Annotated in this window: 23 protein-coding genes, 4 tRNA genes and 2 pseudogenes; 5 read left to right on the top strand and 24 right to left on the bottom strand. The window is 60.4% G+C overall.

From position 1 onward, the window contains the following. Positions 1–329 precede the first annotated feature (329 nt). Together DTP52_RS18320 and DTP52_RS18315 are read right to left on the bottom strand one after the other, a co-directional pair. Positions 330–554, bottom strand: coding sequence for a hypothetical protein (locus DTP52_RS18320; RefSeq protein WP_109754614.1), 225 nt, complete (start codon positions 552–554; stop codon positions 330–332). Between the two features lie 204 nt (positions 555–758). Next, positions 759–1574 carry a TIR domain-containing protein gene (locus tag DTP52_RS18315; protein ID WP_109754736.1) on the bottom strand — a complete coding sequence of 272 codons (816 nt, stop codon included), beginning with the start codon at positions 1572–1574 and terminating at the stop codon, positions 759–761. Between the two features lie 115 nt (positions 1575–1689). On the opposite strand from DTP52_RS18315, the gene DTP52_RS18310 reads away from it, so the two are divergent. Then, the gene (locus tag DTP52_RS18310; RefSeq protein WP_109754613.1) at positions 1690–2085 is read left to right on the top strand and encodes a hypothetical protein; all 396 of its coding nucleotides are present in this window, start codon (positions 1690–1692) and stop codon (positions 2083–2085) included. A 22-nt stretch (positions 2086–2107) separates the two neighbouring features. Here the strand turns inward: DTP52_RS18310 and DTP52_RS18305 are convergent, their stop codons facing one another. Next, on the bottom strand, positions 2108–2329 hold the full coding sequence (locus tag DTP52_RS18305) for a hypothetical protein (RefSeq protein WP_109754612.1): 222 nt from the start codon (positions 2327–2329) through the stop codon (positions 2108–2110). A gap of 83 nt (positions 2330–2412) precedes the next feature. Here DTP52_RS18305 and DTP52_RS18300 point away from each other — a divergent pair. Both DTP52_RS18300 and DTP52_RS31670 read left to right on the top strand, forming a co-directional pair. Beyond that, positions 2413–2631 (top strand): annotated as a pseudogene (locus DTP52_RS18300) (DUF2786 domain-containing protein); the annotation flags it as partial. A gap of 113 nt (positions 2632–2744) precedes the next feature. Then, positions 2745–3167: pseudogene (locus tag DTP52_RS31670) on the top strand (restriction endonuclease); the annotation flags it as partial. A 181-nt stretch (positions 3168–3348) separates the two neighbouring features. Here the strand turns inward: DTP52_RS31670 and DTP52_RS18290 are convergent. Further along, positions 3349–3993, bottom strand: a complete 645-nt coding sequence (locus DTP52_RS18290) for a hypothetical protein (protein WP_109754611.1) — start codon at positions 3991–3993, stop codon at positions 3349–3351. Between the two features lie 83 nt (positions 3994–4076). Further along, a tRNA-Val gene (locus DTP52_RS18285) sits at positions 4077–4153 on the bottom strand. A 183-nt stretch (positions 4154–4336) separates the two neighbouring features. Between DTP52_RS18285 and DTP52_RS18280 the strand changes: the two genes are divergently transcribed. Then, positions 4337–5620: an FAD-binding oxidoreductase gene (locus tag DTP52_RS18280; RefSeq protein ID WP_109754610.1), complete on the top strand. Its 1284-nt coding sequence runs from the start codon at positions 4337–4339 to the stop codon at positions 5618–5620. Between the two features lie 206 nt (positions 5621–5826). Here the strand turns inward: DTP52_RS18280 and DTP52_RS18275 are convergent. The 19 genes from DTP52_RS18275 to leuC form a co-directional block, all read right to left on the bottom strand. Further along, positions 5827–5903, bottom strand: a tRNA-Asp gene (locus tag DTP52_RS18275). 89 nt (positions 5904–5992) lie between these two features. Next, positions 5993–6069, bottom strand: a tRNA-Asp gene (locus tag DTP52_RS18270). Positions 6070–6127: 58 nt separating this feature from the next. Next, a tRNA-Val gene (locus DTP52_RS18265) sits at positions 6128–6203 on the bottom strand. A 103-nt stretch (positions 6204–6306) separates the two neighbouring features. After that, complete coding sequence (locus tag DTP52_RS18260; protein WP_109754609.1) at positions 6307–7080, bottom strand: SDR family oxidoreductase; 774 nt, start codon at positions 7078–7080, stop codon at positions 6307–6309. Continuing rightward, positions 7077–8288, bottom strand: a complete 1212-nt coding sequence (locus DTP52_RS18255) for an O-succinylhomoserine sulfhydrylase (protein ID WP_109754608.1) — start codon at positions 8286–8288, stop codon at positions 7077–7079. The genes DTP52_RS18260 and DTP52_RS18255 overlap by 4 nt, the downstream gene beginning before the upstream one ends. Before the next feature lie 58 nt (positions 8289–8346). Next, positions 8347–9852 (bottom strand): amidophosphoribosyltransferase, encoded by a 1506-nt coding sequence (purF, locus tag DTP52_RS18250; protein WP_109754607.1) that lies wholly within the window; start codon positions 9850–9852, stop codon positions 8347–8349. A 41-nt stretch (positions 9853–9893) separates the two neighbouring features. Further along, a complete protein-coding gene (locus tag DTP52_RS18245) occupies positions 9894–10454 on the bottom strand; it encodes a CvpA family protein (protein ID WP_003179770.1) in 561 nt (186 codons plus the stop codon). A gap of 89 nt (positions 10455–10543) precedes the next feature. Next, entirely contained in the window at positions 10544–11206 is a 663-nt protein-coding gene (locus tag DTP52_RS18240; protein WP_109754606.1) for an SPOR domain-containing protein, read from the bottom strand. Continuing rightward, entirely contained in the window at positions 11190–12497 is a 1308-nt protein-coding gene (gene folC / locus DTP52_RS18235) for a bifunctional tetrahydrofolate synthase/dihydrofolate synthase (protein WP_109754605.1), read from the bottom strand. Before folC ends, DTP52_RS18240 begins: the two co-directional genes overlap by 17 nt. Beyond that, positions 12494–13414, bottom strand: coding sequence for an acetyl-CoA carboxylase, carboxyltransferase subunit beta (gene accD / locus DTP52_RS18230; protein ID WP_109754604.1), 921 nt, complete (start codon positions 13412–13414; stop codon positions 12494–12496). The genes folC and accD overlap by 4 nt, the downstream gene beginning before the upstream one ends. A gap of 254 nt (positions 13415–13668) precedes the next feature. Then, the gene (locus tag DTP52_RS18225; protein ID WP_109754603.1) at positions 13669–14301 is read right to left on the bottom strand and encodes a phosphoribosylanthranilate isomerase; all 633 of its coding nucleotides are present in this window, start codon (positions 14299–14301) and stop codon (positions 13669–13671) included. Between the two features lie 63 nt (positions 14302–14364). Beyond that, positions 14365–15189 carry a tRNA pseudouridine(38-40) synthase TruA gene (gene truA / locus DTP52_RS18220; protein WP_109754735.1) on the bottom strand — a complete coding sequence of 275 codons (825 nt, stop codon included), beginning with the start codon at positions 15187–15189 and terminating at the stop codon, positions 14365–14367. A 437-nt stretch (positions 15190–15626) separates the two neighbouring features. After that, positions 15627–18224, bottom strand: coding sequence for a FimV/HubP family polar landmark protein (locus DTP52_RS18215; RefSeq protein ID WP_109754602.1), 2598 nt, complete (start codon positions 18222–18224; stop codon positions 15627–15629). A gap of 210 nt (positions 18225–18434) precedes the next feature. Continuing rightward, complete coding sequence (locus DTP52_RS18210; RefSeq protein WP_109754601.1) at positions 18435–19445, bottom strand: aspartate-semialdehyde dehydrogenase; 1011 nt, start codon at positions 19443–19445, stop codon at positions 18435–18437. A gap of 265 nt (positions 19446–19710) precedes the next feature. Next, on the bottom strand, positions 19711–20823 hold the full coding sequence (asd, locus tag DTP52_RS18205) for an aspartate-semialdehyde dehydrogenase (protein WP_109754600.1): 1113 nt from the start codon (positions 20821–20823) through the stop codon (positions 19711–19713). A 54-nt stretch (positions 20824–20877) separates the two neighbouring features. Continuing rightward, positions 20878–21960 (bottom strand): 3-isopropylmalate dehydrogenase, encoded by a 1083-nt coding sequence (gene leuB, locus DTP52_RS18200; RefSeq protein WP_109754599.1) that lies wholly within the window; start codon positions 21958–21960, stop codon positions 20878–20880. 54 nt (positions 21961–22014) lie between these two features. Then, on the bottom strand, positions 22015–22779 hold the full coding sequence (locus DTP52_RS18195; RefSeq protein ID WP_109754598.1) for a class I SAM-dependent methyltransferase: 765 nt from the start codon (positions 22777–22779) through the stop codon (positions 22015–22017). 133 nt (positions 22780–22912) lie between these two features. Further along, positions 22913–23557, bottom strand: a complete 645-nt coding sequence (gene leuD, locus DTP52_RS18190; protein WP_109754597.1) for a 3-isopropylmalate dehydratase small subunit — start codon at positions 23555–23557, stop codon at positions 22913–22915. An 11-nt stretch (positions 23558–23568) separates the two neighbouring features. Continuing rightward, entirely contained in the window at positions 23569–24987 is a 1419-nt protein-coding gene (gene leuC, locus DTP52_RS18185) for a 3-isopropylmalate dehydratase large subunit (protein WP_109754596.1), read from the bottom strand. Positions 24988–25142: 155 nt separating this feature from the next. Here leuC and DTP52_RS18180 point away from each other — a divergent pair, with 155 nt between their 5' ends. Then, complete coding sequence (locus DTP52_RS18180) at positions 25143–26033, top strand: LysR family transcriptional regulator (protein ID WP_109754595.1); 891 nt, start codon at positions 25143–25145, stop codon at positions 26031–26033. Positions 26034–26071 lie beyond the last annotated feature (38 nt).

Here is a 26071-nt window from a genome sequence, read left to right as displayed (position 1 = left end):
TATACTGTTGGCGAGGCTAGCTCCGAGCGTCCTCACACAGCTTTTCATAATTGGTCCAATATCATTTATGGAAGAACTCGTAGGTTATCACTCACAGAGCGCTAACTTATAGGACTTGGCCCGCAATGCGGGGAAAAGGGAAAAGGGGCGGTTTTATTTTCTAACCGACGCTAATCGATCCAATCGAACTCACTCGATGGAAGCTCTCAGCGCAGCGCAGCAAAAAAATAAATCTGTCCCCTTTTCCCTAATACGTGATATCTGAAAATGTGTCGCGGAAACTGAAACTGGCGCATCAGCGCGAGGCGCTTAAAGTATTGGCGGACTGATCAATCTTCCGGCTTAAGAAACACAACCAGAATGCCAGGATACTCTGCACGAAACTCATCATCGAGATCGGCCTGAACCTCCGCAAACTCGATGTTAACCAGGTCAGGTCCACGGCTCTTTACCCGGCCTAGCGTGAGTCCGCCACTGAATCCAATCTCATGGTCATCCGGGTACGACTCAAGCTGACGACGAAGCTCGCCGACGGTGACGATGTGTTTTTCCATGTGTACCTCCTTGGCATACCGACGTCTTGCCGGTATCCCGTAATACCCCAAAACCAAAACCAAAACCAAATTGCCACCGCGCCGGTAGCGATGGGAGCCCAGGCCGACACACACCACTTATTGACATTCGGACATCACGCTGGACAGCGCGCGGGTTGCTACGGCGCTCGCCGTGAGAGGTTAGCGCCAATTAAATCAATTGACTCATTCTTCTTTTCCGGATGGCTTGCGCGACCTTTGTTTGGAAAACATGATCATCCTATACTTAGAAAGAATATCCTCAACCACACTTCGCTCCACCCCTAAATCTTCTGCCTTCCGCAAAACTTCTTGGATGGTTACAGTGTCGTTATTCGCGAGCTCAACTATGAACTCCTCCGCAGTTTTAAAACTACTTGTAAAACTAGGCCACTTATCTGCAACGACCGACTGCCGGCTCTCAAGCTCCCTGACTCGACTTGATAACGACCGCGTATTGGATAATATTTCTGCAAGTATACTTTGTTCTGACCTTGGTTCCACATTCTCCGCTTGAGGAGTATTTTTAATGGCCTCTTTGAATTTTTGATCAAACTGAGGCCAGTATGTATCAAACACTTGACGTAGAATTCTTTCATCAAGCCGATTTTGGTCAAGACATGCATTTAGGGAGCAAGTCAGCCCCCACATAGAGGTTCGCTCTGGAAATGTGTGATTGAACTGCGCTAAAGGATCCTCAATTTCACTGCTCTGCAAATCTATCAAGAAAGTGCAGACTCGATTTGTGCTTAGCCCTTTAGCAAGCGCCCCAGTTTCAAACAATATCCAAGGCTTATTTTTGTTCTCTTGTGTTAAGCAAACTATCCCGGCTGCGGTATCCTTCAACTGATCTGAGATTTCAGAAAACCAAATAGCGCCTTTGTCAATATCACGTGTAGATATCCAAGGCTGTGAAGCCTGCAACACGCACTTTATCCAATCGCTGATCAGCTCTGCGACTACCTTGCTACGCTGACCAGACCAGCTTACGAAGACCTTCATTTTCAGCTCCATGCGACATGATCCAAGCTGATTAATGTCGCATAGCCACCATGCAAAAATCTACCACTCACATGCGCATCCGGAAACGGAAGGCGTCGCCTAACTGGAGAAATCCATGACCCACAACTGCGAGTACGTCCGGCAGCACTATCAGGTGCCCGCCGAAATCGGCTGCCGGGTCATCGCCTATGGGCAGCCTGGTGTCATCCTGGCAGATCGCGGCCACTACATCGGCGTCGTGTTGGACGAAGATCCGAAGAAGCGGATCAGCAACTACCACCCAACCCATGAAATGCAGTACGGCGAAATGGCCGAGACACTGCCCCTCAAGGAATGGCTTGTCCTGCCTTTCAATCACGACTGGGACGATCTCAGCTGGAGGAGCCGAGAAAGCCTGATCAGGGTTTGGGCCGCTACCCGAGGCCAAGCCAAGTACAAGGCCTATGAGCAACTTAAGGATTACTGCCACAGCATCAGGGCGATGCTCCATTTCAAAGTCCGACGCGCCTGAACAATCCTCGCGGTTTTAAAGGTTAGGCAGTAGGAGGTCCGAGTTTTTCTTTCAAGAACACAATCGCGTATCTGTACCCTCTGCTGTTCTTTGCGCTCCGCAACGGCACGCGCCCTTCACTGTGATCATCACCAAGACCAAAGCGCTCCGTATGCAGAAATAACTCTCCGGCTTCCTCGTCGAACTCCAGCGAGTAAGTCCAGTCTTCAACGCCTTTTGTTCTTGTTCCAACCGTAAATCTCATACCGACCTCCTACTCTCGGCACATACCGGGCCAAACACAAATACCCCACTTCTACGAATCACGCCAGCCGGCGAGGATCACCTATGTCCGCACAACAGATTGACGCAAAGAAACTTGAGCGAGCTATCTGCAAGATCAAGCACTGCCTGGCACTGGCGCAAAGCGCCAACGAGAACGAAGCCGCCACGGCGCTGCGGCAGGCACAGGCACTGATGCGCGAATACCGCCTCACCAAGATGGATGTGAAGTTGAGCGACGTCGGCGAAGTCGAGTCGGCGCTCTTCCGCGCCAAGCGGCGGCCGGCTTGAAGGAAAAAGGGGACGGATTTATTTTCTAGTCGGCTGTTGATCCAAGCGAATCCATTCGATGGAAGCTCTCAGCGCAGCGAAGCAAAAATAAATCTGTCGCCTTTTTTCAGTTCCTAAACGATCAGATTAACGATCGTTTGAAGTCTGCTATCAGCTGCGTTCCGCTACCCACTCCGGCTGAACTGGTTGTATCCGAAAGCCAACCAGGAACAAGTGACACGCCCGAGGATAGAGTCCTCACTACGATGGAAGAGTTAGAGGGCTTCCACATCATAAAGGCGATAGTGCGTACAGTAATAGACGCAAAGCGGATCGCACACCGAGACACTCAGAGTTATTTTGGAATTTTATTAGACGACAACAATCGAAAACCAATAGCAAGACTCCATTTCAACAGAACTCAAAAGTATCTAGGTGTTTTTGATAAAGACAAGAATGAAACTCGACATTCGATCAATTCGCTCGATGAAATCTATGAGTTCTCAGACTCTTTAAAAGAGACAATCACCTTTTATCAAGGGCAGGCTTAAAAAACTCTAGCCCGACGGAGCGGGCCTAGGTCACGCTAATGAGTTCATTACTTGACCGCTTCATAATCGTGGCCTGTCCCGTTTTTCCCTTTTATTCGCCACAACGAGAAAGCCCCAACCTAAGTCGGGGCTTTCTCGTTTCTGCTAGACGCAAAAACCGCTCGATGGCAGGCGGTGCTTGTTAGTTTTTACAGGCCACCTGCGGAGGCGCAGCATGCGTCAGCTTTTGGGGAATCACAATCGAAGTGCCAGGCAAAGTGGTAAGTTCGAGAACCGCCAACATGCAAATTAGCGCTGGATCGCCATCTTTGCTTGGTCTGCCATCCACCCCTACCACCGCTTCGTAGTCTTTCCCTGGTTCCAGCTTGTAAACGAGCGCCTGGCCACCACAGGTCCGGTAAGAGCTGCCGTTGCCCGCAATGGTCGCGCCCCGGGTTGCAATTTGGAATGGCAGATCCGTCCTGACGCGATACTCGGTTACGACCTCTTTGTAAGCCCCTTCCCCCATCCGAATTGCAGGGATGTACTGGATAAGACTGGGCCAAACTCTTTTCGGTACGCCAACGCTCGCCGACTTCAGGGGATACTGCGGATAGTTGATGTTCGCTGTCTCGTCCCCCCCGAAACGTCCGGCTTCAGCCATCTTATGCCGGGTAGCAGGAGCACAACTGCCGACGATGCTATCTCCGTACACATCAGAGTTCGTGATAACGCGAACACGCGCCACTCCCTCTGATTGAGCAGGCTCTTCGTATGGAACTGAAGGTATTCCAGAGCAACCAGCAAGCGCTATAGAAAGAAAAGTTACGGAAGTGACAACCCGCATGACCATGTCCTTATGTACGCCAACAAAAAAGGGCCCACCTTTCGGTGAGCCCTTCTAGACCGCCCAGCAGAGCGGATTTTGTTTGGTAGGCGCGATTGGACTCGAACCAACGACCCCCACCATGTCAAGGTGGTGCTCTAACCAACTGAGCTACGTGCCTGCTGTGAGGCGGCATTCTACGGAATTCCGGAGGGGTGTCAACACCTTTTTTTCACCTAACCCTATGAATATGCAAAATATTTAATTTCACCGATGCGACGAAGATTTGGCGGTGGCTGGCGGCCGATTTTTAACTCGGGTAGGATCGGCGCATTCGTAAAAAATATAAAACAGAGGTTGCAGAATGGCGAACACATCCTATCCAGCGTCCTATTACGCCGCGTCAGCCAACCCGGTTCCTCCGCGCCCTGCCCTGCAGGATGACGTCGAGACGGACGTTTGCGTGATCGGCGCTGGATACACCGGCCTCTCCTCTGCGCTGTTTTTGCTGGAGAACGGTTTCAAGGTGACGGTGCTTGAGGCGGCGAAGGTCGGCTTTGGGGCTTCGGGTCGCAACGGCGGGCAGATCGTTAACAGTTATAGCCGCGACATCGATGTGATTGAGCGTAGCGTCGGCACTCAGCAGGCGCAGTTGCTGGGCAATATGGCGTTCGAGGGTGGGCGGATCATCCGCGAGCGGGTGGCGAAGTATCAGATTCAGTGCGATTTGAAGGACGGCGGTGTATTCGCTGCCCTCACCGCTAAACAGATGGGCCACCTGGAGTCGCAGAAGCGTTTATGGGAGCGTTTCGGGCATACCCAGTTGGAGTTGCTGGATCAGCGGCGTATTCGCGAGGTGGTGGCTTGCGAAGAGTATGTGGGCGGCATGCTGGATATGAGCGGCGGGCATATTCATCCGCTCAACCTGGCCTTGGGTGAAGCGGCGGCGGTGGAGTCGCTGGGCGGGGTGATTTATGAGCAATCGCCAGCGGTGCGCATCGAGCGTGGCGCCAGTCCGGTTGTGCATACACCGCAGGGCAAGGTCAGGGCCAAGTTCATTATTGTGGCGGGCAATGCCTACCTGGGTAATCTGGTTCCGGAGTTGGCGGCCAAGTCCATGCCTTGCGGCACCCAGGTGATCGCCACTGAGCCGCTGGGAGATGAATTGGCTCGCAACCTTCTGCCTCAGGACTATTGCGTCGAGGACTGCAACTACTTGCTCGATTATTACCGGCTGACGGGTGACAAGCGTCTGATCTTCGGCGGCGGCGTGGTGTATGGCGCGCGGGATCCGGCGAATATTGAAGCGATCATTCGGCCGAAGATGCTCAAGGCATTTCCGCAGCTCAAGGATGTGAAGATCGATTACGCCTGGACCGGAAATTTCCTGCTGACGCTGTCCCGCCTTCCTCAGGTCGGGCGCCTGGGGGATAACATTTATTATTCCCAGGGCTGCAGCGGTCATGGTGTGACGTATACGCACCTGGCGGGCAAGGTCCTGGCTGAAGCGCTACGTGGGCAGGCGGAGCGTTTTGATGCGTTTGCGGACCTGCCCCACTACCCCTTCCCCGGCGGTCAGTTGTTGCGTACGCCGTTTGCGGCGTTAGGGGCTTGGTATTACGGGTTGCGGGATAAATTGGGGTTCTGAAGCGCCCAACAACAAGGGCTGCTTCGCAGCCCAGCGGGATAAATCCCCTCGCCACAGCAACCCCCTCGCCACAGGCTTGTTCCAATCTTTCAAATCCCGAAAACAAAAAACCCCGGTCTTTCGACCAGGGTTTTTGCTATCGACTAGAAGTAGCTTTTCAGCTTTCTTCTTAGCTTCAAGGCGTTCAGTGGGCCTCGAAGCAGATATGGCGCAGCGGACGGGACTCGAACCCGCGACCCCCGGCGTGACAGGCCGGTATTCTAACCGACTGAACTACCGCTGCGTATCGCTATGGACTTGCGTCCAGTTAACTCGTCTGATCCAACCCCTTGGGCTCGGATCTCGAACCAGGCGAACCTGCTTCGGAAAATATGGCGCAGCGGACGGGACTCGAACCCGCGACCCCCGGCGTGACAGGCCGGTATTCTAACCGACTGAACTACCGCTGCGCGTCGGTGGAGGCTTTTGACAGCTTCCGTCTCGCTTTCGCAAGACTCTCGTAAAACATGGTGGGTGATGACGGGATCGAACCGCCGACATTCTGCTTGTAAGGCAGACGCTCTCCCAGCTGAGCTAATCACCCTTTGCTTCGTTGAGGCCGCGAAATTTACGCAGGTACCGAAGCTAAGTCAATAGCAGGGTTGAAGTTTTTTCAAAACAGTTTCAAACGGCACCCGCAACCGCCCTCACTTATAAATCATTTTCTTGGTCATGCCGCCGTCCACCACGAACTCCTGCCCCGTGACAAAACCGGCATTGCGCGACAACAGCCACGCCACCATCGCCGCCACGTCCTCTACCGTGCCTACCCTGCCCGCTGGATGCTGGGCGTGGTCGGCATCAGTCAACGGCTGTGCGCGACGCTGGGAGGGGTCCCGCGCGTCGATCCAACCGGGGCTGACGGCGTTGACCCGGATCTCCGGCCCCAGGCTGATCGCCAGGGCATGGGTCAGGGCCAGCAAGCCGCCCTTGCTCGCGGCATAGGCCTCGGTGTCGGGTTCCGATTGCGCGGCGCGGGTCGAGGCCAGGTTGACGATGGCGCCGTTGTGGGCGCGCAGGTACGGCGCGCAGTGCTTGGCCAACAGCATCGGCCCACCCAGGTTCACCGCCAGGACCCGATTCCAATAAGCCAGGTCCAGGCTTTCCAGGGTGATGTTGTGCGGGTCGGCGATGGCCGCGTTGCACACCAGCGCGTCGAGCCGCCCAAACTGCCCGAGCACCTCGGCGATACCGGTGGCGACCTGCGCCTCGTCCGCCACGTCCATGGCGATGAACCAGGCATTGTCGCCCAGGGTCTTCGCCACCTTGGAACCGCGTTCGCGATCCAGGTCGGTCAGCACCACCTGCCAGCCTTCACAGATCAGCCAGGCGGCGATGCCCAGGCCGATACCCCGCGCGGCGCCCGTAACCAGTGCAACCCGGCCATGAGTGCCGCTCGGCGGCGTAGCCAGCTCGATCACAAGGCCGCCAACCCGCGGGCCAGGTCGGCTTGCAGGTCCGCCACGTCTTCCAGGCCGACCGCAACGCGGATCAGGCTGTCACGAATACCCGCCGACTCACGCTCCTGGGGCGACAAGCGACCGTGGGACGTGGTGCTCGGGTGGGTAATGGTGGTCTTGCTGTCACCCAGGTTGGCAGTGATGGAGATCAGCCGGGTGGCGTCGATGAAGCGCCAGGCGCCCTCCTTGCCCCCTTTGACCTCGAAGCTCACCACCGCACCGAAACCGCGCTGCTGACGCAAGGCCAGGTCATGTTGCGGATGGCTCTTGAGGCCGGCGTAATGCACTTTCTCGATGCCGTCCTGCTGCTCCAGCCACTCGGCCAAGGCCTGGGCGTTGGCGCAATGGGCTTTCATGCGCAGGCCCAAGGTTTCCAGGCCCTTGAGGAAGATCCAGGCGTTGAACGGACTAAGAGTAGGACCTGCGGTACGCAAGAAGCCCACCACTTCTTTCATCTGTTCGCCACGACCGGCCACCACGCCGCCCATGCAACGGCCCTGGCCGTCGATGAACTTGGTCGCCGAATGCACCACCACGTCCGCGCCCAGCTTCAGCGGCTGTTGCAGCGCCGGAGTGCAGAAGCAGTTGTCGACCACCAGCATGGCACCCTTGGCGTGGGCGATTTCCGCCAGCGCGGCGATGTCCACCAGCTCGGCGAGCGGGTTAGAGGGAGATTCAACAAAGAGCAGCTTGGTGTTGGCCTTGATTGCGGCATCCCAACCGGACAGGTCCGCCAGGGGCACGTAATCGACTTCCACGCCAAAGCGCTTGAAGTACTTCTCGAACAGGCTGATGGTCGAGCCGAAGACGCTGCGCGATACCAGCACATGGTCACCGGCGCTGCACAGACTCATCACCACGGCCATGATCGCCGCCATGCCAGTGGCAGTGGCCACGGCTTGCTCGGCGCCTTCCAGGGCGGCAATACGCTCCTCGAAAGCCCGCACGGTCGGGTTGGTGTAGCGCGAGTAGACGTTGCCCGGCACTTCGCCAGCAAAGCGTGCCGCCGCATCAGCTGCGGTACGGAACACGTAGCTGGAGGTAAAGAACATCGGATCGCCATGTTCGGCTTCCGGCGTGCGGTGCTGACCCGCGCGAACCGCCAGGGTATCGAACGCTACACCTTCAAGGTCGCTGTCCAGCCGACCGGCATCCCAATCCTGACTCATGCTGTCACTCCTGAATTCGGTTTAAACGCAAACCGGCCCCTCAGGGCCGGTTCGTCAATCAGTTGTTGTACAGATCGATGATCGCACTGACCGCCTGAGTCTTGGCCTTGGACGCATCGTTACGCGCGTTCTCGATCTTGTTCAGGTAGGCCTCGTCGATGTCGCCGGTGACGTACTTGCCGTCGAATACCGCGCAATCGAACTGCTCGATCTTGATCTTGCCACCGCCGACCGCTTCGATCAGATCCGGCAGGTCCTGGTAGATCAACCAGTCGGCGCCGATCAGGTCGGCGACGTCCTGGGTGGTGCGATTATGAGCGATCAGCTCATGGGCACTCGGCATGTCGATGCCGTAGACGTTGGGGTAACGCACGGCCGGGGCCGCGGAGCAGAAATAAACGTTCTTGGCGCCGGCTTCCCGGGCCATCTGGATGATCTGCTTGCACGTGGTGCCGCGCACGATGGAGTCGTCCACCAGCATCACGTTCTTGCCGCGGAATTCCAGCTCGATGGCGTTGAGCTTCTGGCGTACGGATTTCTTCCGTGCGGCCTGGCCCGGCATGATGAAGGTCCGGCCGATGTAGCGGTTCTTCACGAAGCCTTCGCGGAACTTGACGCCCAAGTGGTTCGCCAGCTCCAGGGCCGCGGTGCGGCTGGTGTCCGGGATCGGGATGACCACGTCGATGTCGTGTTCCGGACGCTCGCGCAGGATCTTGTCGGCCAGCTTCTCGCCCATGCGCAGACGGGCCTTGTAGACCGAGACACCGTCGATGATCGAGTCCGGACGCGCCAGGTAGACGTGTTCGAAGATACACGGGGTCAGGGTCGGATTGGTCGCGCACTGACGGGTGTGCAGCTTGCCATCTTCCGTGATGTAGACCGCTTCGCCTGGGGCCAGGTCGCGAATCAGAGTGAAGCCCAGCACGTCCAGGGACACGCTTTCGGAGGCGATCATGTACTCGACGCCTTCATCAGTGTGACGCTGGCCGAACACGATCGGACGGATCCCGTGGGGATCGCGGAAACCGACGATGCCGTAGCCGGTGATCATCGCCACCACCGCGTAGCCACCCACGCAACGGTTGTGCACGTCGGTCACGGCGGCGAACACGTCTTCTTCGGTAGGCTGCAGCTTGCCGCGCTGGGCCAGCTCATGGGCGAACACGTTGAGCATCACTTCCGAGTCGGAACTGGTGTTGACGTGGCGCAAGTCAGATTCGTAGATCTCCTTGGCCAATTGCTCGACGTTGGTCAGGTTGCCGTTGTGGGCCAGGGTGATGCCGTAAGGCGAGTTGACGTAGAACGGCTGGGCTTCAGCCGACGTCGAACTGCCCGCGGTCGGGTAGCGCACGTGGCCGATACCCATGTGACCGACCAGGCGCTGCATGTGACGCTGGTGGAACACGTCACGCACCAGGCCGTTGTCCTTGCGCAGGAATAACCGGCCGTCATGGCTGGTCACGATACCGGCAGCGTCCTGGCCGCGGTGCTGGAGCACGGTTAGCGCGTCATACAGCGCCTGATTGACGTTCGACTTACCGACGATACCGACGATGCCACACATGCGACGCAACCCCTACTTAATGGATCTGAACTGAACAACACTCACTGCGGCGTTTTGGCCATCGGCAAGAGGTGTTCCTTGAACGGTATTTCAGCGGGTACGCTGATACCGCTGGCAAGCCACTGACTGCTCCAACCCAGGATCAGGTTCTTGGACCAGTCTGCGACCAATAGAAATTGTGGCACGAGCCGGGACTCCTGCCACCACGTATCCTGCTGCACCGGCCCCAGGCTCAAGAGCCCGACGGCCACGACCACCAGCAACGCGCCACGCGCCGCGCCGAAGGCCATGCCCAGGAACCGGTCCGTCCCGGAAAGCCCGGTGACGCGAATCAGTTCGCCGATCAGATAATTGATCATTGCGCCAACCAGCAAGGTGGCGATAAACAAGATGGCACAGCCCGCGATCACGCGCGCCGACGGAGTTTCGATGTATCCGGCGAGGTACTGGGACAGCGAACCACCAAACATCCAGGCTACGACTCCCGCGATGATCCAGGTCAGCAGCGAGAGGGCTTCCTTGACGAAGCCGCGGCTCAGACTGATCAATGCGGAGATGGCGACGATCGCAACGATCGCCCAGTCAACCCAGGTAAATGGCACGGTGCAGCCTACAGACGGATAAGGCGGCGCATTTTAGCAGAGCGCAGGGCTGTCGGTAAGCTGCACGATTCAAATCCACTAAATCGCTGTTAGCCGCGTTCTGGCTGGAAGCGCACGACGAACCCCTTGAGGTTCTGCTGGCGACTGAGCAGATCACGCAGGCGGTCGGCCTCGGCACGCTCGATCAGCGGACCGACAAACACCCGGTTCTTGCCATCGGCGGAACGGATGTAGGCGTTGTAGCCCTGGCTGCGCAGGGTTTTCTGCAAGTTCTCGGCACTTTCGCGACTGGTCAGGCTGGCCAGTTGCACCGACCAACTGACCGACAGGCCATTGGCATCCACACGACTCTGGGTCGTGTCCGGCTTGGCGGGTGCCGCGGTGATCGGCTGGCTCGGGGCCGGCTTGACCGCTGGCGCTGCTGGAACAGGCACTGGCGCGACAGTCGGCTTGCTTGGCGCGGCCGGGGCAGGAGCGGGCGCAATAGGCGTGGAAGGCGCAGCAGGTTGCTCAGCCAGCTCCTCGTCGCTTGGCACCGGTTCCTGAGGCAACGTCTGAGGCTCGGGCACAACCACTGGCTCAACCTGCACCGGCGGCACTGAAGGCGCCTGGGGCGCGGCCGGCGCGTCGACTGTGACCTGGCGCTGCTCATCCTGGCGGGAAAACAGCATCGGCAGGAAAATCACCGCCAGGGCCACCAACACCAGGGCCCCGACCATGCGCTGCTTGTACGCCTTATCCAGCAATGCCATCTGCAGTCTCCTCCGTGGAGCGCCGGGCCAACCATTGAAGGGCCTCGGCAACACAAAAAAATGATCCGAACAGCAGAATTTCATCATCGGCCGTCGCCAGGGCGCACTGCCCTTCCAGGGCGTCGGCCACACTGGCGTAGGCTTGCACTGAAGCACCGCGACGCTGCAAGGCTTCCTGCAACTGCTCCGCCGTACGTGAGCGCGGCGAATCCAGTGGCGTCACCGCCCAGTGCTGGACACTAGCACCCAACGCCTCGACAACGCCATCCAGATCCTTGTCGGACAGCAACCCGAACACCGCCAGGCGTTGCCCCACCACCGGCCGCCGCGCCAGGCGCTCGGCCAGGTACTGCGCTGCGTGGGGGTTATGGCCGACATCCAGCAACAGGTTCAGGCGCTTGCCTTGCCAATCGAACTGACGACGATCGAGGCGCCCGACCACACGAGTCGCCTGCAACGCCTGGACGATTTGCCCGGCATCCCAGGGCAAGCCCAGCAGCAGATAGGCCTGGAGCGCCAACGCGGCGTTTTCCATCGGCAGGTCCAACAGCGGCAGATCGCGCAACTCCACCGGATTGCCCCGCAGGTCGCTGCCGCGCCATTGCCAATGCTGCTCGGTCATCGCCAGGTCGAAATCCCGCCCGCGCAGAAAAAACGGGCAACTCAGTTCGCGAACCTTATCCAGCAACGGTTGGGGCGGATTGAGATCGCCGCAGAGTGCAGGCGCGCCCTGGCGAAAGATGCCGGCCTTTTCGAAGGCCACGGATTCGCGGGTATCACCCAGGTAATCGGCATGGTCCACGCCAATACTGGTGACCAGTGCAATGTCTGCGTCCACCAGGTTGACCGTATCCAGCCGCCCGCCCAGGCCGACTTCCAGCACCACCGCATCGAGACCGGCACGGGCAAACAACCAGAACGCCGCCAGGGTGCCCATCTCGAAATATGTGAGGGTTGTATCGCCACGCCCGGCTTCCACCGCGGCGAAGGCTTCGCACAGCTGGGCGTCTGTGGCTTCGACGCCGTTCACTTGCACCCGCTCGTTATAGCGCAGCAGGTGCGGCGAACTGTAGACACCGACGCTCAGCCCCTGGGCCCGCAGCAGCGAGGCCATGAAGGCGCAGGTCGAACCCTTGCCGTTGGTGCCGGTGACGGTGATGACCCGGGGCGCGGGCTTGGCGAGTCCCATGCGGGACGCTACCGCTTGCGAGCGCTCCAACCCCATGTCGATGGCCGATGGATGCAACTGCTCGAGGTAGGCAAGCCAGTCGCCCAGGGTACGTTGGATCATAGGCCTGCAGGCACCGGCGGAACCACGACCGGCTCGATCGGTGCGGCGACGAATTTCGGCGTCGGCAGCCCCATCAGTTGAGCCAGCAGGTTGCCCAGGCGCGGACGCAGCTCCTGGCGATGGATGATCATGTCGATGGCGCCGTGCTCCAGCAGGAACTCACTGCGCTGGAAGCCTTCCGGCAGCTTTTCACGCACGGTCTGCTCGATCACGCGTGGGCCGGCGAAGCCGATCAGGGCTTTCGGCTCGCCGACGATCACGTCGCCGAGCATGGCCAGGCTGGCGGAAACACCGCCGTAGACCGGGTCGGTCAGTACCGAGATGAACGGAATGCCTTCTTCACGCAGACGCGCCAGCACCGCGGAGGTCTTGGCCATTTGCATCAGGGAGATCAGCGCTTCCTGCATCCGCGCACCGCCGGAAGCGGAGAAGCAGATCATCGGGCAACGGTTTTCCAGGGCATGGTTGGCTGCGCGAACGAAACGCTCGCCAACGATGGCGCCCATGGAACCGCCCATGAAGGAGAACTCGAAGGCCGAAACCACCACTGGCATGCCCAGCAAAGTGCCGCTCATGGACACCAGGGCGTCTTTTTCGCCGGTCTGCTTCTGGGCCGCGGTCAGGCGGTCCTTGTACTTCTTGCCGTCGCGGAATTTCAGGCGGTCCACAGGCTCCAGGTCGGCGCCCAATTCCACACGACCTTCAGCGTCCAGGAAAATGTCGATACGGGCACGCGCACTGATGCGCATGTGGTGGTTGCACTTGGGGCAAACGTCCAGGGTCTTTTCCAGCTCGGGACGGTACAGCACCGCCTCGCAGGATGGACATTTGTGCCACAGACCTTCAGGCACCGAGCTTTTCTTCACCTCGGAACGCATGATCGAAGGGATCAGTTTGTCTACTAACCAGTTGCTCATGCTTCTTTCTCCAGTACCGGCGGCCCGAACGCTCTGGTTCGCGGCCCCGCGTATGCCCTTGAGCTAAATTCATTGTGCGGCGAGGATCGAAGGCCACCACGGTCAGCGCGAAACATGACCTGCATGCAGCCCAACCTCCTCAGCCATCCCGGCAACCGCTGCACCGCGGTTACCCCTACGTTATCGGCCCACCCGGAGGCGGCGCCTGCCTGCTTTGTACAGTGCTGGTATGGACGGCGGCAGTCTGCCAGCCGTCACATTGACGACTGGCTACTGCGTACAGCGGCCATGAATGCACGAATCTTTGCCGGGTCCTTGATGCCCTTGCCCTGTTCCACCCCACCGCTCACATCCACTGCGTAAGGGCGAACCTGACGAATGGCCGCGGCGACGTTTTCCGCCGTCAGGCCACCGGCCAGGATGATCGGTTTGCCCAGGCCTTGTGGCACCAGCGACCAGTCGAAGGCTTCGCCGGTACCGCCAGGAACACCTTCCACATAAGTGTCCAGCAAAATGCCGCTGGCACTGGCGAAGGCCTCGCAACGGGCGGCAATGTCGTCGCCGGCCTTGACCCGCAACGCCTTGATGTACGGACGATGCCAGCCTTCGCAATCGGCCGGGGTTTCGTCGCCATGGAACTGCAACAAACCCAGCGGCACCGCATCGAGAATCTCGCCTAGCTCGCAACGACTGGCGTTGACGAACAGGCCCACGGGAGTCACGAATGGCGGCAAGGCCTGGACGATCGCCCTCGCCTGCTGCACCGTCACCGCCCGCGGACTCTTGGCGTAAAACACCAGCCCGATGGCATCGGCCCCGGCCTCGACCGCCGCCAACGCGTCCTCGACGCGGGTGATCCCGCAAATCTTGCTGCGAACGACCGGCATGGTGGCTAAAACCTCAGGCAAATCCGTGAAAGTCCCGGATGGTAGCAAATGCTGCGCGGGGCGTCAGCCGTCGAGTTCCGAGAAGCCCGTGAGGAAATGTGGCCCTATGTAACGCTGTGGCAACTCGAATTCATCGTGATATTCGACCTGCACCAGGTACAAGCCAAACGGGTGCGCCGTGACGCCACCGGAACGGCGGATACGGCTGTCGAGCACTTCCTTGACCCATTCCACCGGGCGCTCGCCGGCCCCAATAGTCATCAATACGCCGGCGATGTTGCGCACCATGTGATGCAGAAAGGCACTGGCGCGGATGTCGAGCACGATCATCTTGCCGTGACGGGTCACGCGTAAGTGATGCAGTTCCTTGATCGGCGACTTGGCCTGGCACTGGCCGGCTCGGAACGCGCTGAAATCATGGACGCCGACCAGGTATTGCGCGGCCTCGGCCATGCGCTCGACATCCAGCGGGCGGTGATTCCAGGTAATTTCTTCGTTCAGGTGCGCCGGACGGATCTGATCATTGTAGATCACGTAGCGATAACGCCGGGCGATGGCCTTGAAGCGCGCATGGAAATGCGCCGGCATCTCCTTGGCCCAACTGACGCTGACGTCGTGCGGCAAGTTGATGTTGGCGCCCATCACCCAGGCCTTCATCGAACGCTCGACCTGGGTATCGAAATGCACCACCTGGCCGCAGGCATGCACGCCAGCGTCCGTACGGCCGGCGCAATGCAGCGACACGGGCGAGTCGGCGACTTTGGACAGCGCGTTTTCGAGGGTTTCCTGCACGGTCAGTACACCGGAAGCCTGGCGCTGCCAGCCACGGTAGCGCGAGCCTTTGTATTCAACGCCCAAGGCGATCCGGAAAAAGCCGTCGGCCGCCATTTCGGCGGCCGGGTTGTCTATGTTTGCCAAGGAATTACAGCCTGCTGAGGTACGCAAAGGCGGGCATTATAAGGCGGTCGGGACGGGATGCCAGTGCAACCGTTAGTCCTGTGCTGGACGGGCCGACGCCATCGCGAGCGGGCTCGCTCCCACAGGGGGCTGGCGATGGACTCAGAATTTACGCAACACACAAATACCATGTGCGAGCGGGCTTGCTCGCGAATACGGTGTGCCAGCTAAAAATTCATGACTGACACCCTGCTTTCGCGAGCAAGCCCGCTCCCACAAAGAGCTCTGTTGGATTCAGATTTTGCGCTACACACAAAAACCTGTGGGAGCGAGCCCGCTCGCGATGGGGCTAGCCCAACACCATCACCTCCCAACCCCAAACAAAAACGGCAGCCTCATTGGCTGCCGCTCTTGTTGAACCGACCCTCTCAGACCAGGCGCGACAACATTTCCTGTGCTTCGCTCTTCTGGGTCGCGTCGCCTTCGCTGAGGACTTCGCCGAGGATATCGCGAGCGCCGTCGTTGTCACCCATGTCGATGTAGGCCTGGGCCAGATCGAGCTTGGTGGCTACCTCGTCGGTACCGCTGAGGAAGTCGAAGTCCGGTTCGTCTTCAGCGCCTACCAAGGCATCTTCGGCAGTGAAGGTCGGTTGACCCAGGCTGTCGGACAAACGATCCAGCTCGGCGTTTACATCATCCAGCTCGGACTCGAAGGCGTCCTTGGGCGCATCGTGGGCATCCATTTCATCGGACAGGGACAGATCGAAATCCGCTGGCAGCTCCAGGTCGTCAGCCGGTGTATCGGCCAAGGCTGGCGTTTCAGTCGCAGGCAAGTCCAAGCCCTTGAGGTCATCGTCCAGGTCCAGCAGGAAGTCTTCGTCATCGAGCGCCGGAATCGGCGTCGGCGCGTCGGCGCCCAGGTCCAGGTCGAACTCCGACAGGTCGTCCAGGCTTTCGTTGGCCTCGGTCTGCTGCTTGAGCACCGACTCGAAACTCAGGTCGTCGTCCTCCGGAAACGCGTCCAACTCCGCGACAGGCTCAGGGGCCGGTGCGACCGGGGTTTCCAGGTCATCCAGGCTCAGGTCGAAGGCGCTGTCGAGTTCCTCGTCGGTTGGCGACTTGTCTTCCAGCAGATCCTTGACGTACTGCGCATCCAGCTCCGCGGCCACGGTCGCTGCGGCCAGGCCTGCTGTAGCGGCGACCACCATGGCCGGGAAACGGCTCTTCAGTTGTTCGACCTGGGCGAAGTTTTCGCCATTGGCCACCAGCTGGCGCTCCTGGGCGACAAAAGCATCGCGGTCACCCTGCTGACCGTAGACTTCCATCAGCTTCAGACGCAAGTCGCTGCGCTGAGGCTCGGCCTTGATGCCCTGCTCGAGCAGGTCGGCTGCCTGGTTCAAGCGGCCGCGGTCGATATGGGACTGGGCCTGGGGCAGCACGTCGTCGGAACGCTCGGCGGCCGGAGCCACCAATGGCGCGGCGATAGGCGGCGTGACCACCACAGGCGCGACCACCGGGGCTGGTTTGGGGGCCGGCGCAGGCGCGGGTGCGGGTTTCGGCTCGAGTTTTACGCTAGGTGGCGGAACCTCAATGCCCTCGAAGCTGCTCGGGGGCAGATCGAGCTCCGGGGAGAAGTCAGCCTCCTCCTCGAGGGCCCGGGCCATGCGCAAGTGTTTTTCCGCTTCTTGCTGGGCCTTGCGGCGTCGAGCGAGCAACAACAGCAGCAACAGCAGGAGCAGTGCACCGCCGCCAATCAACCCCAGCAGGATCGGGTTGGTCAGCAGGTCGTTGTATTTTTGCTCGTTGGACGCGGCAGGCGTCGGTTCGACCGGCGCGGCAGGCGGTGTCGCTTCCGGGGTCGCTTCTGGCGCAGGTGCCGGTGCAGCCGCCGGGGCTTGTGCCGCTGGCGCAGGCGTCAGCTGTGCGGACATCGCCCCAGGTGCCTCGCCAGCTGGCGGAACGGCGGCGCCTTCGGCCTGCATCTTGGCCAGCTGGTTGTTCTTCAGCTCGATCAGGCGCTGCAGCTTGTCCAGTTGGCTCTGCAGATCCGCCATGCGGCTTTTCAGCTCTTCGTTATCCCGGCGCGCCGAATCGAGGCTTTCCTGGGTGACAGCAAGCTTGTTGGAGAGCGCCTGGGCATCGCCGGCAGCACCCTTGCCCTTGCCGCCCGCCTTCGCCGAGTCGGCCGAGACCAGGCTCAAGTTGTCGCGACCGGCCGCCTGTGCCGGCGCGCCTTCGCCACGACCACGCTTGGTGGCATCCAACTGCTGCTTGCCGGCACCCGCCACGCCCCGACGTCCCGAACGCCAGGCGGCGTTCTGCGCAGCCACTTCAGCGATGGCCTGGGGTTGCGGCAACGCCGTGCTTTGCACCGGATCCGGCAGGCGCAACACCTGCCCGGTCTTGAGCAGGTTGATGTTGCCGTTGATGAACGCGTTCGGGTTCAACGCCTGGATCGCCAGCATGGTTTGCTGGACCGACCCGCCGTTGCGCACCTTGGCGGCGATTTCCCACAGGGTATCGCGCGGCGTGGTGGTGTACTGGGAAGGCTTGGTGGCGCCGGTAACCGGTGTGGACACAACCTGGGGTGGCTTCGCCCGGGCGGCGTCGGCGGCCTGTGGCGAGAATTTGGAGGGGTCGAGCAATACGCTGTAGTCGCGCAGCAGACGGCCATTGGGCCACATCACCTGCACCAGGAACTTGACCATGGGTTCGGACAGCGGACGGCTGGAGGTTACCCGCAGGACGCTCTTGCCGTTGGCGTTGATCACCGGGGTGAAGGTCAGGTCATTGAGAAAGGCCTGGCGGTCGACCCCAGCCTTGGCGAAGTCTTCGGGGGAGGCCAGGCTCGGCACGACTTCGGCGGCGGTCAGTTGCTGGACGTCGAGCAACTCGATCTCGGCGACCAAGGGCTGGTTCGGCGTCGACTTCAGGGTCAATTCCCCGAGCCCGAGCGCTTGCGCCATACCGGAGGACAGCGCCGAGGCGGCCGCTATTGCTAACACCAGTTTGCGAACTTGAACCATAGCCTCTTCCTTTGTTTGAACATTCCTCGGCCAGCGAGAAGGTATTGATGCCGCTGCCGTAAGGCATTGCGCGCAGCCCCGATGCGACGGTGCGCGCGATCATTTCACTCATGCCCCGGGAAAGTCCCCCAGAGGGATGTTCGCCTTCAGCACTCCGGCCAAGCATAGCGCCCAGCTAGAATCATTCGACAAATTGATGCCAAGTATCTTTTACAGCAAGTCTTTTATCAACAACTCAGCCACCTGCACGGCATTGAGCGCCGCGCCCTTGCGCACGTTATCTGACGTCAGCCACATATTTAGCTCCGCCGGATCGTCGATCCCGCCGCGCACACGACCAACGTAGACCACATCCTGCCCCACCGCATCGCCCACCGCCGTCGGGTAATCGCCCGCCTCCACCAGCTCGATACCGGGCGCCGCTTCCAAAGCCGCGTTGACCTTGGCCAGGTCGACGGCCTTGGCAGACTGCACAGTCACGCTAAAGCTATCGCCAAAAAACACCGGGGCTTGAATGCAAGTGACGGAAATCTTTAACAAAGGCTGATTCAGCACTTGGCGCAACTCGCGGACCAGGCGTTTTTCCAGCTGCGTATGCCCCTGCTCGTCCGGCGCGCCAACCTGGGCCAGCAGGTTGAACGCCATCTGCCGGTCAAAGAACTTCGGCTCCAGCGGACGGGCGTTGAGCAGCTCGGCAGTCTGACGCGCCAACTCGCTCACGGCCACGCGGCCCTGGGCCGACACCGCGAGGCTGGCGGTCAGGCTGATGCGCTGCAAATCCAGGCATTCACGCAGCGGCGCCAGCACCACCGCCAAGGCCGTGGCCGACGCGCTGGGACTGCTGACCTGCAACGGTTTGTTCAAGCCAGCCAATACTTGGGCGTTGGCTTCCGGCACGATCTGCGGCGCCTGTTCGGGCGGCAAGGCACCGGACAGGTCGATCAGCGCACAACCGGCTGCCGTGGCCCGCGGGGCGAAACTCAGGGTCACCGCTGGGCCCGCCGCGAAGAACACCAGTTGGACTTTGCTGAAATCGAACTCGTCGACCTCGCGCACCCGCACGTTTTTGCCGCGGAACATCACCGAGCTGCCTGCCGATTCGCTGCTGGCCAGCAGGTGCAGGTTACCGACCGGGAAGTCCCGCTCTTCGAGAATCTGGACGAGGGTTTCGCCAACAGTACCGGTGGCGCCGATCACGGCAATATCAAAGGACTGGCTCATGGGTCTACCTCAGGTAAAACGTGGGGAGCGGCACTTTACCGGGTGGTCGGTATGCAGGCAATTGGCAGGGGGATTTGCGGTGCCTGGGCTGGTCCCATCGCGAGCAGGCTCGCTCCCACAGGTTTTGCGACCACCAAGGATCCCATGTGGGAGCGAGCCTGCTCGCGATGGCGCCGCCTCAGGCGCATAAAATCCCAAAACCGCCCCCCCAAATAAAAAACCCGCACCTCTCACAAGGCGCGGGTTCTTTCACAGCGACAATCGATCAACGCTCGAGCAGGATCCGCAGCATGCGACGCAGCGGTTCGGCCGCACCCCACAGCAGTTGGTCGCCGACGGTGAAGGCACCGACGAATTGCGAACCCATGTTCAGTTTGCGCAAACGGCCCACCGGGACATTCAGGGTGCCGGTGACCTTGGTCGGGCTCAGCTCCTGCATGCTGATTTCGCGGTTGTTCGGCACCAGCTTGACCCAAGGGTTGTGCTGGCTGATCAGCCCTTCGATGTCGGCTATCGGCACGTCTTTGTTCAGCTTGATGGTCAGCGCCTGGCTGTGGCAACGCATGGCGCCGATGCGCACGCAGATGCCGTCCACCGGGATCGGGCTCTTGAAGCGACCGAGGATCTTGTTGGTTTCGGCCTGGGCCTTCCACTCTTCGCGGCTCTGGCCGTTAGGCAGTTCCTTGTCGATCCACGGGATCAGGCTGCCGGCCAGCGGCACGCCGAAGTTCTCGGTCGGGTAGGCATCGCTGCGCATCGCCTCGGCGACCTTGCGGTCGATGTCGAGGATGGCGCTGGCCGGGTTGGCCAGGTCATCGGCGACGGCGGCGTGGGTCGCGCCCATCTGCTTGATCAGTTCACGCATGTTCTGCGCACCGGCACCGGATGCCGCCTGATAAGTCATGGCGCTCATCCACTCCACCAGCCCGGCTTCGAACAAGCCACCCAGGCCCATCAGCATCAGGCTGACGGTGCAGTTGCCGCCGATGTAGTTCTTGGTGCCCGCATCCAGCTGCTGGTCGATGACCTTGCGGTTGACCGGGTCGAGGATGATCACCGCATCGTCCTGCATGCGCAGGCTGGAGGCGGCGTCGATCCAGTAACCCTGCCAGCCGGCTTCACGCAGCTTGGGGAATACTTCGCTGGTGTAGTCGCCGCCCTGGCAGGTCAGGATCACGTCGAGGGTCTTGAGCTCGTCAATGCTGTAGGCATCCTTGAGCACACCGGTGTCCTTGCCCACGGATGGGCCCTGGCCACCGACATTGGAAGTGGTGAAAAACACCGGCTCAATGAGATCGAAATCCTGCTCTTCCAGCATTCGCTGCATGAGCACGGAACCGACCATGCCGCGCCAACCGATCAGACCTACACGTTTCATCGCAACTACACCTATACAAAAGTGGGCCACCGTCGAAGCAGTGGGCCCGAAAGATTACAGATTCCGCAGCGCGGCGACTACTGCATCGCCCATTTGCTGCGTACCGACTTTGGTACAACCTTGCGACCAGATATCGCCGGTACGCAAGCCTTGGTCCAAGACCACGCTGACGGCTTTTTCGATCGCGTCGGCGGCATCGTTCAAGTTGAAGCTGTAACGCAGCATCATCGACACCGACAGGATGGTCGCCAACGGGTTGGCAATGCCCTGCCCGGCGATGTCCGGCGCCGAACCGTGGCATGGCTCGTACATGCCCTTGTTGTTGGCGTCCAGGGAAGCCGACGGCAGCATGCCAATGGAACCGGTGAGCATCGACGCTTCGTCGGACAGGATGTCGCCGAACATGTTGTCGGTGACGATCACGTCGAACTGCTTCGGCGCGCGCACCAGTTGCATGGCGGCGTTGTCGACGTACATGTGGCTCAGTTCGATGTCCGGGTAATCCTTGGCCACCTGCTCGACCACTTCGCGCCACAATTGGCTGGAGGCCAGCACGTTGGCCTTGTCCACCGAGCACAGCTTCTTGCCACGCACGCGGGCCATGTCGAAGCCGACCCGGGCGATACGGCGGATTTCGCTTTCGCTGTACGGCAGGGTGTCGTAGGCCTGGCGCTCGCCATTATCCAGCTCGCGGGTGCCACGCGGGGCGCCGAAATAGATGCCGCCGGTCAGCTCGCGAACGATGAGGATGTCCAGGCCCGAGACGATTTCCGGCTTCAGGCTCGATGCATCGGCCAGTTGCGGGTAAAGAATCGCCGGACGCAGGTTGCCGAACAAGCCCAGTTGCGCGCGAATTTTCAGCAGGCCGCGCTCGGGGCGGATGTCGCGTTCGATCTTGTCCCATTTCGGGCCGCCCACGGCACCCAGCAGCACGGCATCGGCGGCACGGGCACGGTCCAGGGTCTCGTCGGCCAGGGGCACGCCATGCTTGTCGATGGCCGCGCCGCCGATCACGTCGTGGCTGAGTTCGAAGCCCAGGCTGTACTTGTCGTTCGCCAGCTCCAGGACCTTGACCGCTTCGGCCATGATTTCCGGGCCAATGCCATCACCTGGGAGAATCAGAATCTGCTTGCTCATGCTTTCCTCGTTTGCTCTGTCGACACAGGCCTCTGGCGCTGGCCGGGAAAAATGCTACCGCTCGGCCCACAGCACCAGTACATCTGTACTGAACGAACCATCGGCCTCAATCTCAAAATATTCACGCACTTCATCACCCATCGAACGCTGCAGCTGGAGAATCGCCGCACGCATCACCTCGGGGGTACGCATGCGCTCGACCCAGGAGTGGTACTCCAGGCGCAGGCGCTGGCGTGAGGTGCTGCGGGTGTGCAACCCCGCTTCGCTGACCTGGCGCAACCACTCGCCGGCCGAATAATCGCGCACATGGCTGGTGTCGCGCAGCACTTCGATGCTTTGCAAGTAGGTGTCCAGCAACGGCGTGCCCGGCGACAGGATGTCAATGAACGCCATCATCCCGCCCGGCTTGAGCACCCGACGCACCTCCCGCAACGCCAGGCCCAGGTCACTCCAATGATGCGCCGAATAGCGGCTGAACACGAAGTCGAACTCACCGTCGGCGAAGGGCAAACGCTCGGCGGCACCGCGCACCGTGCTGATATTGCCCAGGCCCCGCTCCGCGGCCGCCGCAGTCACCACATCGAGCATCTGCTGGGACAAATCATAGGCCACCACTTCACCGGCCAGCGGCGCCACGTGGAAACTCACATGGCCGGCGCCACAGCCCAGGTCCAACACACGGGCATCGCCACGGCCAGCCAGCGCAGCCTGTAGCAGCGCGAACTCAGCGCCCTGGGCGTGCACGGCACTGCTCAGATAGGCCGAGGCCTGTTCACCGAATTGCTTTTGTACAACCTGACTGTGGGCGGTGCTGGTCATGGAACTTCCTTTTGGCTGTGTCTGTTCTGGCCTCATCGCGAGCAGGCTCGCTCCCACATTGGATTTGCGGCGTAAAGAAAATCCCTGTGGGAGCGAGCCTGCTCGCGATGGCGTCGTTACGCCTTACGCAAAATCAAGCATCGCGAAACAACCAAGGCTGGCTCGCCCGATGCTTGGCCTCGAACGCGGCAATCGCCTCGCCGTCCTGCAAGGTCAGGCCAATGTCATCCAGGCCGTTGAGCAGGCAATGTTTGCGAAACGCATCGATCTCGAACCCCAACACCTTGCCGTCGGGGCGAGTCACGGTCTGGGCCGCGAGGTCGATTTTCAGCTGGTAGCCGGGGTTGGCTTCGACCTGCTGGAACAACTCATCCACCTCAGCATCGCTGAGGATGATCGGCAACAAGCCGTTCTTGAAGCTGTTGTTGAAGAAGATGTCGGCGTAGCTCGGCGCGATGATGCTGCGGAAACCGTATTCTTCCAGGGCCCACGGCGCGTGCTCGCGACTGGAACCACAGCCGAAGTTCTCCCGGGCCAGCAACACGCTGGCGCCTTGGTAACGCTCGGCGTTGAGCACGAAATCCTTGTTCAACGGCCGCTTGGAGTTGTCCTGGTACGGCTGGCCGACATCCAGGTAACGCCATTCGTCGAACAGGTTCGGGCCGAAGCCGGTGCGCTTGATGGACTTCAAGAACTGCTTGGGAATGATCTGGTCGGTGTCGACGTTGGCACGATCCAAAGGCGCGACAAGACCGGTGTGCTGGGTAAAAGCTTTCATGCTGCGCTCCTTCAGATCAATTCGCGGACGTCGACGAAACGGCCGTTGACAGCCGCCGCCGCGGCCATCGCCGGGCTCACCAGGTGCGTACGGCCACCGGCGCCCTGACGGCCTTCGAAGTTACGGTTGGAGGTGGAGGCGCAATGCTCGCCCGACTCCAAACGGTCCGGGTTCATCGCCAGGCACATCGAGCACCCTGGCTCGCGCCACTCGAAACCGGCCTCGAGGAAAATCTTGTCCAGCCCTTCCGCTTCGGCCTGGGCCTTCACCAGGCCCGAGCCCGGCACCACAATGGCCTGCTTGATCGTCGAGGCAACTTTGCGGCCCTTGGCGATCACCGCCGCGGCGCGCAGGTCTTCGATCCGCGAGTTGGTGCAGGAACCGATGAACACGCGATCGAGTTGAATATCGGTGATCGCCTGGTTGGCGCTCAAGCCCATGTATTTCAAGGCGCGGACGATGGAGTCACGCTTGACCAGGTCCATTTCCTTGGCCGGATCCGGTACGTTCTGGTCCACCGCCAGCACCATTTCCGGCGAAGTGCCCCAGCTAACTTGCGGTTTGATCTGGCTCGCGTCGAGCTCGACTACGGTGTCGAATTTCGCATCGGCATCGGAGACCAAGTCTTTCCAGGCTTCGACCGCCATGTCCCATTCAGCACCTTTCGGGGAGAACGGACGGCCCTTGACGTATTCCACGGTTTTTTCATCGGCGGCCACCAGCCCGACACGGGCACCGGCCTCGATGGACATGTTGCAGATGGTCATGCGGCCTTCGACGGACAAGTCGCGGATCGCGCTGCCGGCGAACTCGATGGCGTGGCCGTTACCACCCGCGGTACCGATCTTGCCGATCACCGCCAGGACGATGTCCTTGGCAGTCACGCCGAACGGTAACTTGCCCTCGACGCGCACCAGCATGTTCTTCATTTTCTTGGCAACCAGGCACTGGGTGGCGAGCACATGCTCCACCTCGGAGGTGCCGATGCCATGGGCCAGGGCGCCGAAGGCACCGTGGGTCGAGGTGTGCGAGTCGCCGCAGACCACGGTCATGCCCGGCAAGGTCGCGCCCTGCTCCGGGCCGATGACGTGGACGATGCCTTGGCGCACGTCATTCATCTTGAATTCGACGATGCCGTATTCGTCACAGTTATCGTCGAGGGTCTGGACCTGCAGGCGCGAGACCTGGTCGGCAATGGCTTCAATGCCGCCCTTGCGCTCCGGCGTAGTCGGTACGTTGTGGTCCGGGGTCGCGATGTTGGCATCGATGCGCCACGGCTTGCGCCCGGCCAGGCGCAAACCTTCGAAGGCTTGCGGCGAAGTCACTTCGTGGATGATGTGACGATCGATGTAGATCAGCGCCGAGCCATCGTCGCGCTGCTTGACCAAATGCGAATCCCAGAGCTTGTCGTAGAGCGTTTTGCCGGCCATCAGACGGTTCCTCATCAGCTTGTTTCTATGCCCCGGGCCTGAACGAATCAATAACCCCTTGGCTTGTGAGGCTGATCCTATGGGGTTACATTAAATAACTCAAATTCATATTTTTTATACTTTGCATAACCAACTGGAATTCGACCGGAACCGCCATGGACCTCGCCAATCTCAATGCCTTTATTGCCATCGCCGAGACGGGCAGTTTCTCCGGCGCCGGCGAACGCCTGCACCTGACCCAGCCGGCCATCAGCAAGCGCATTGCCGGCCTCGAACAACAACTCAAGGTGCGCCTGTTCGACCGCCTGGGTCGTGAAGTGGGCCTGACCGAGGCCGGCCGGGCCCTGTTGCCACGGGCCTATCAAATCCTCAATGTGCTGGACGACACCCGCCGCGCCCTGACCAACCTGACTGGCGAAGTGACCGGGCGCCTGACGCTCGCCACCAGCCACCACATCGGCCTGCACCGCCTGCCGCCTCTACTCAGGGAGTTCACCCGCCGCTACCCCCAGGTGGCACTGGACATTCAGTTTCTGGATTCGGAAGTGGCCTACGAAGAAATCCTCCATGGCCGGGCCGAACTGGCCGTCATCACCCTCGCCCCCGAACCCCACACGCTGGTAAGGGCCACGCCGGTGTGGGACGACCCCCTGGATTTCGTGGTCGCCCCCGAGCATGCATTACTGGAAAACGGCGCGGTCAGCCTGGCGGACATTGCCTTGCATCCGGCGGTTTTCCCGGGGGGCAACACCTTTACCCATCACATCGTGCGACGGCTGTTCGAGGCCCAGGGCCTGACACCGAACATCGCCATGAGCACGAATTACCTGGAAACGATAAAAATGATGGTCTCCATCGGCCTGGCCTGGAGCGTTTTGCCGCGCACCATGCTCGACGAACAGGTGGCGCGCATTCCTTTGCCGGGCATACAACTCAGTCGCCAGCTAGGCTATATCTTGCACACCGAACGGACGCTGTCGAACGCCGCACGGGCTTTCATGGCCTTACTGGACGCACAAATCGATTTGCCAGGGACAAAGGCATAGGTTGTGCCGCGCCTGTAGGGCCTTGGATGCTTGTGCTT

Source organism: Pseudomonas sp. 43mfcvi1.1 (genome assembly GCF_900115935.1).
Classification (GTDB): domain Bacteria; phylum Pseudomonadota; class Gammaproteobacteria; order Pseudomonadales; family Pseudomonadaceae; genus Aquipseudomonas; species Aquipseudomonas bijieensis.
This window is presented reverse-complemented; position numbering and strand designations above follow the sequence as displayed.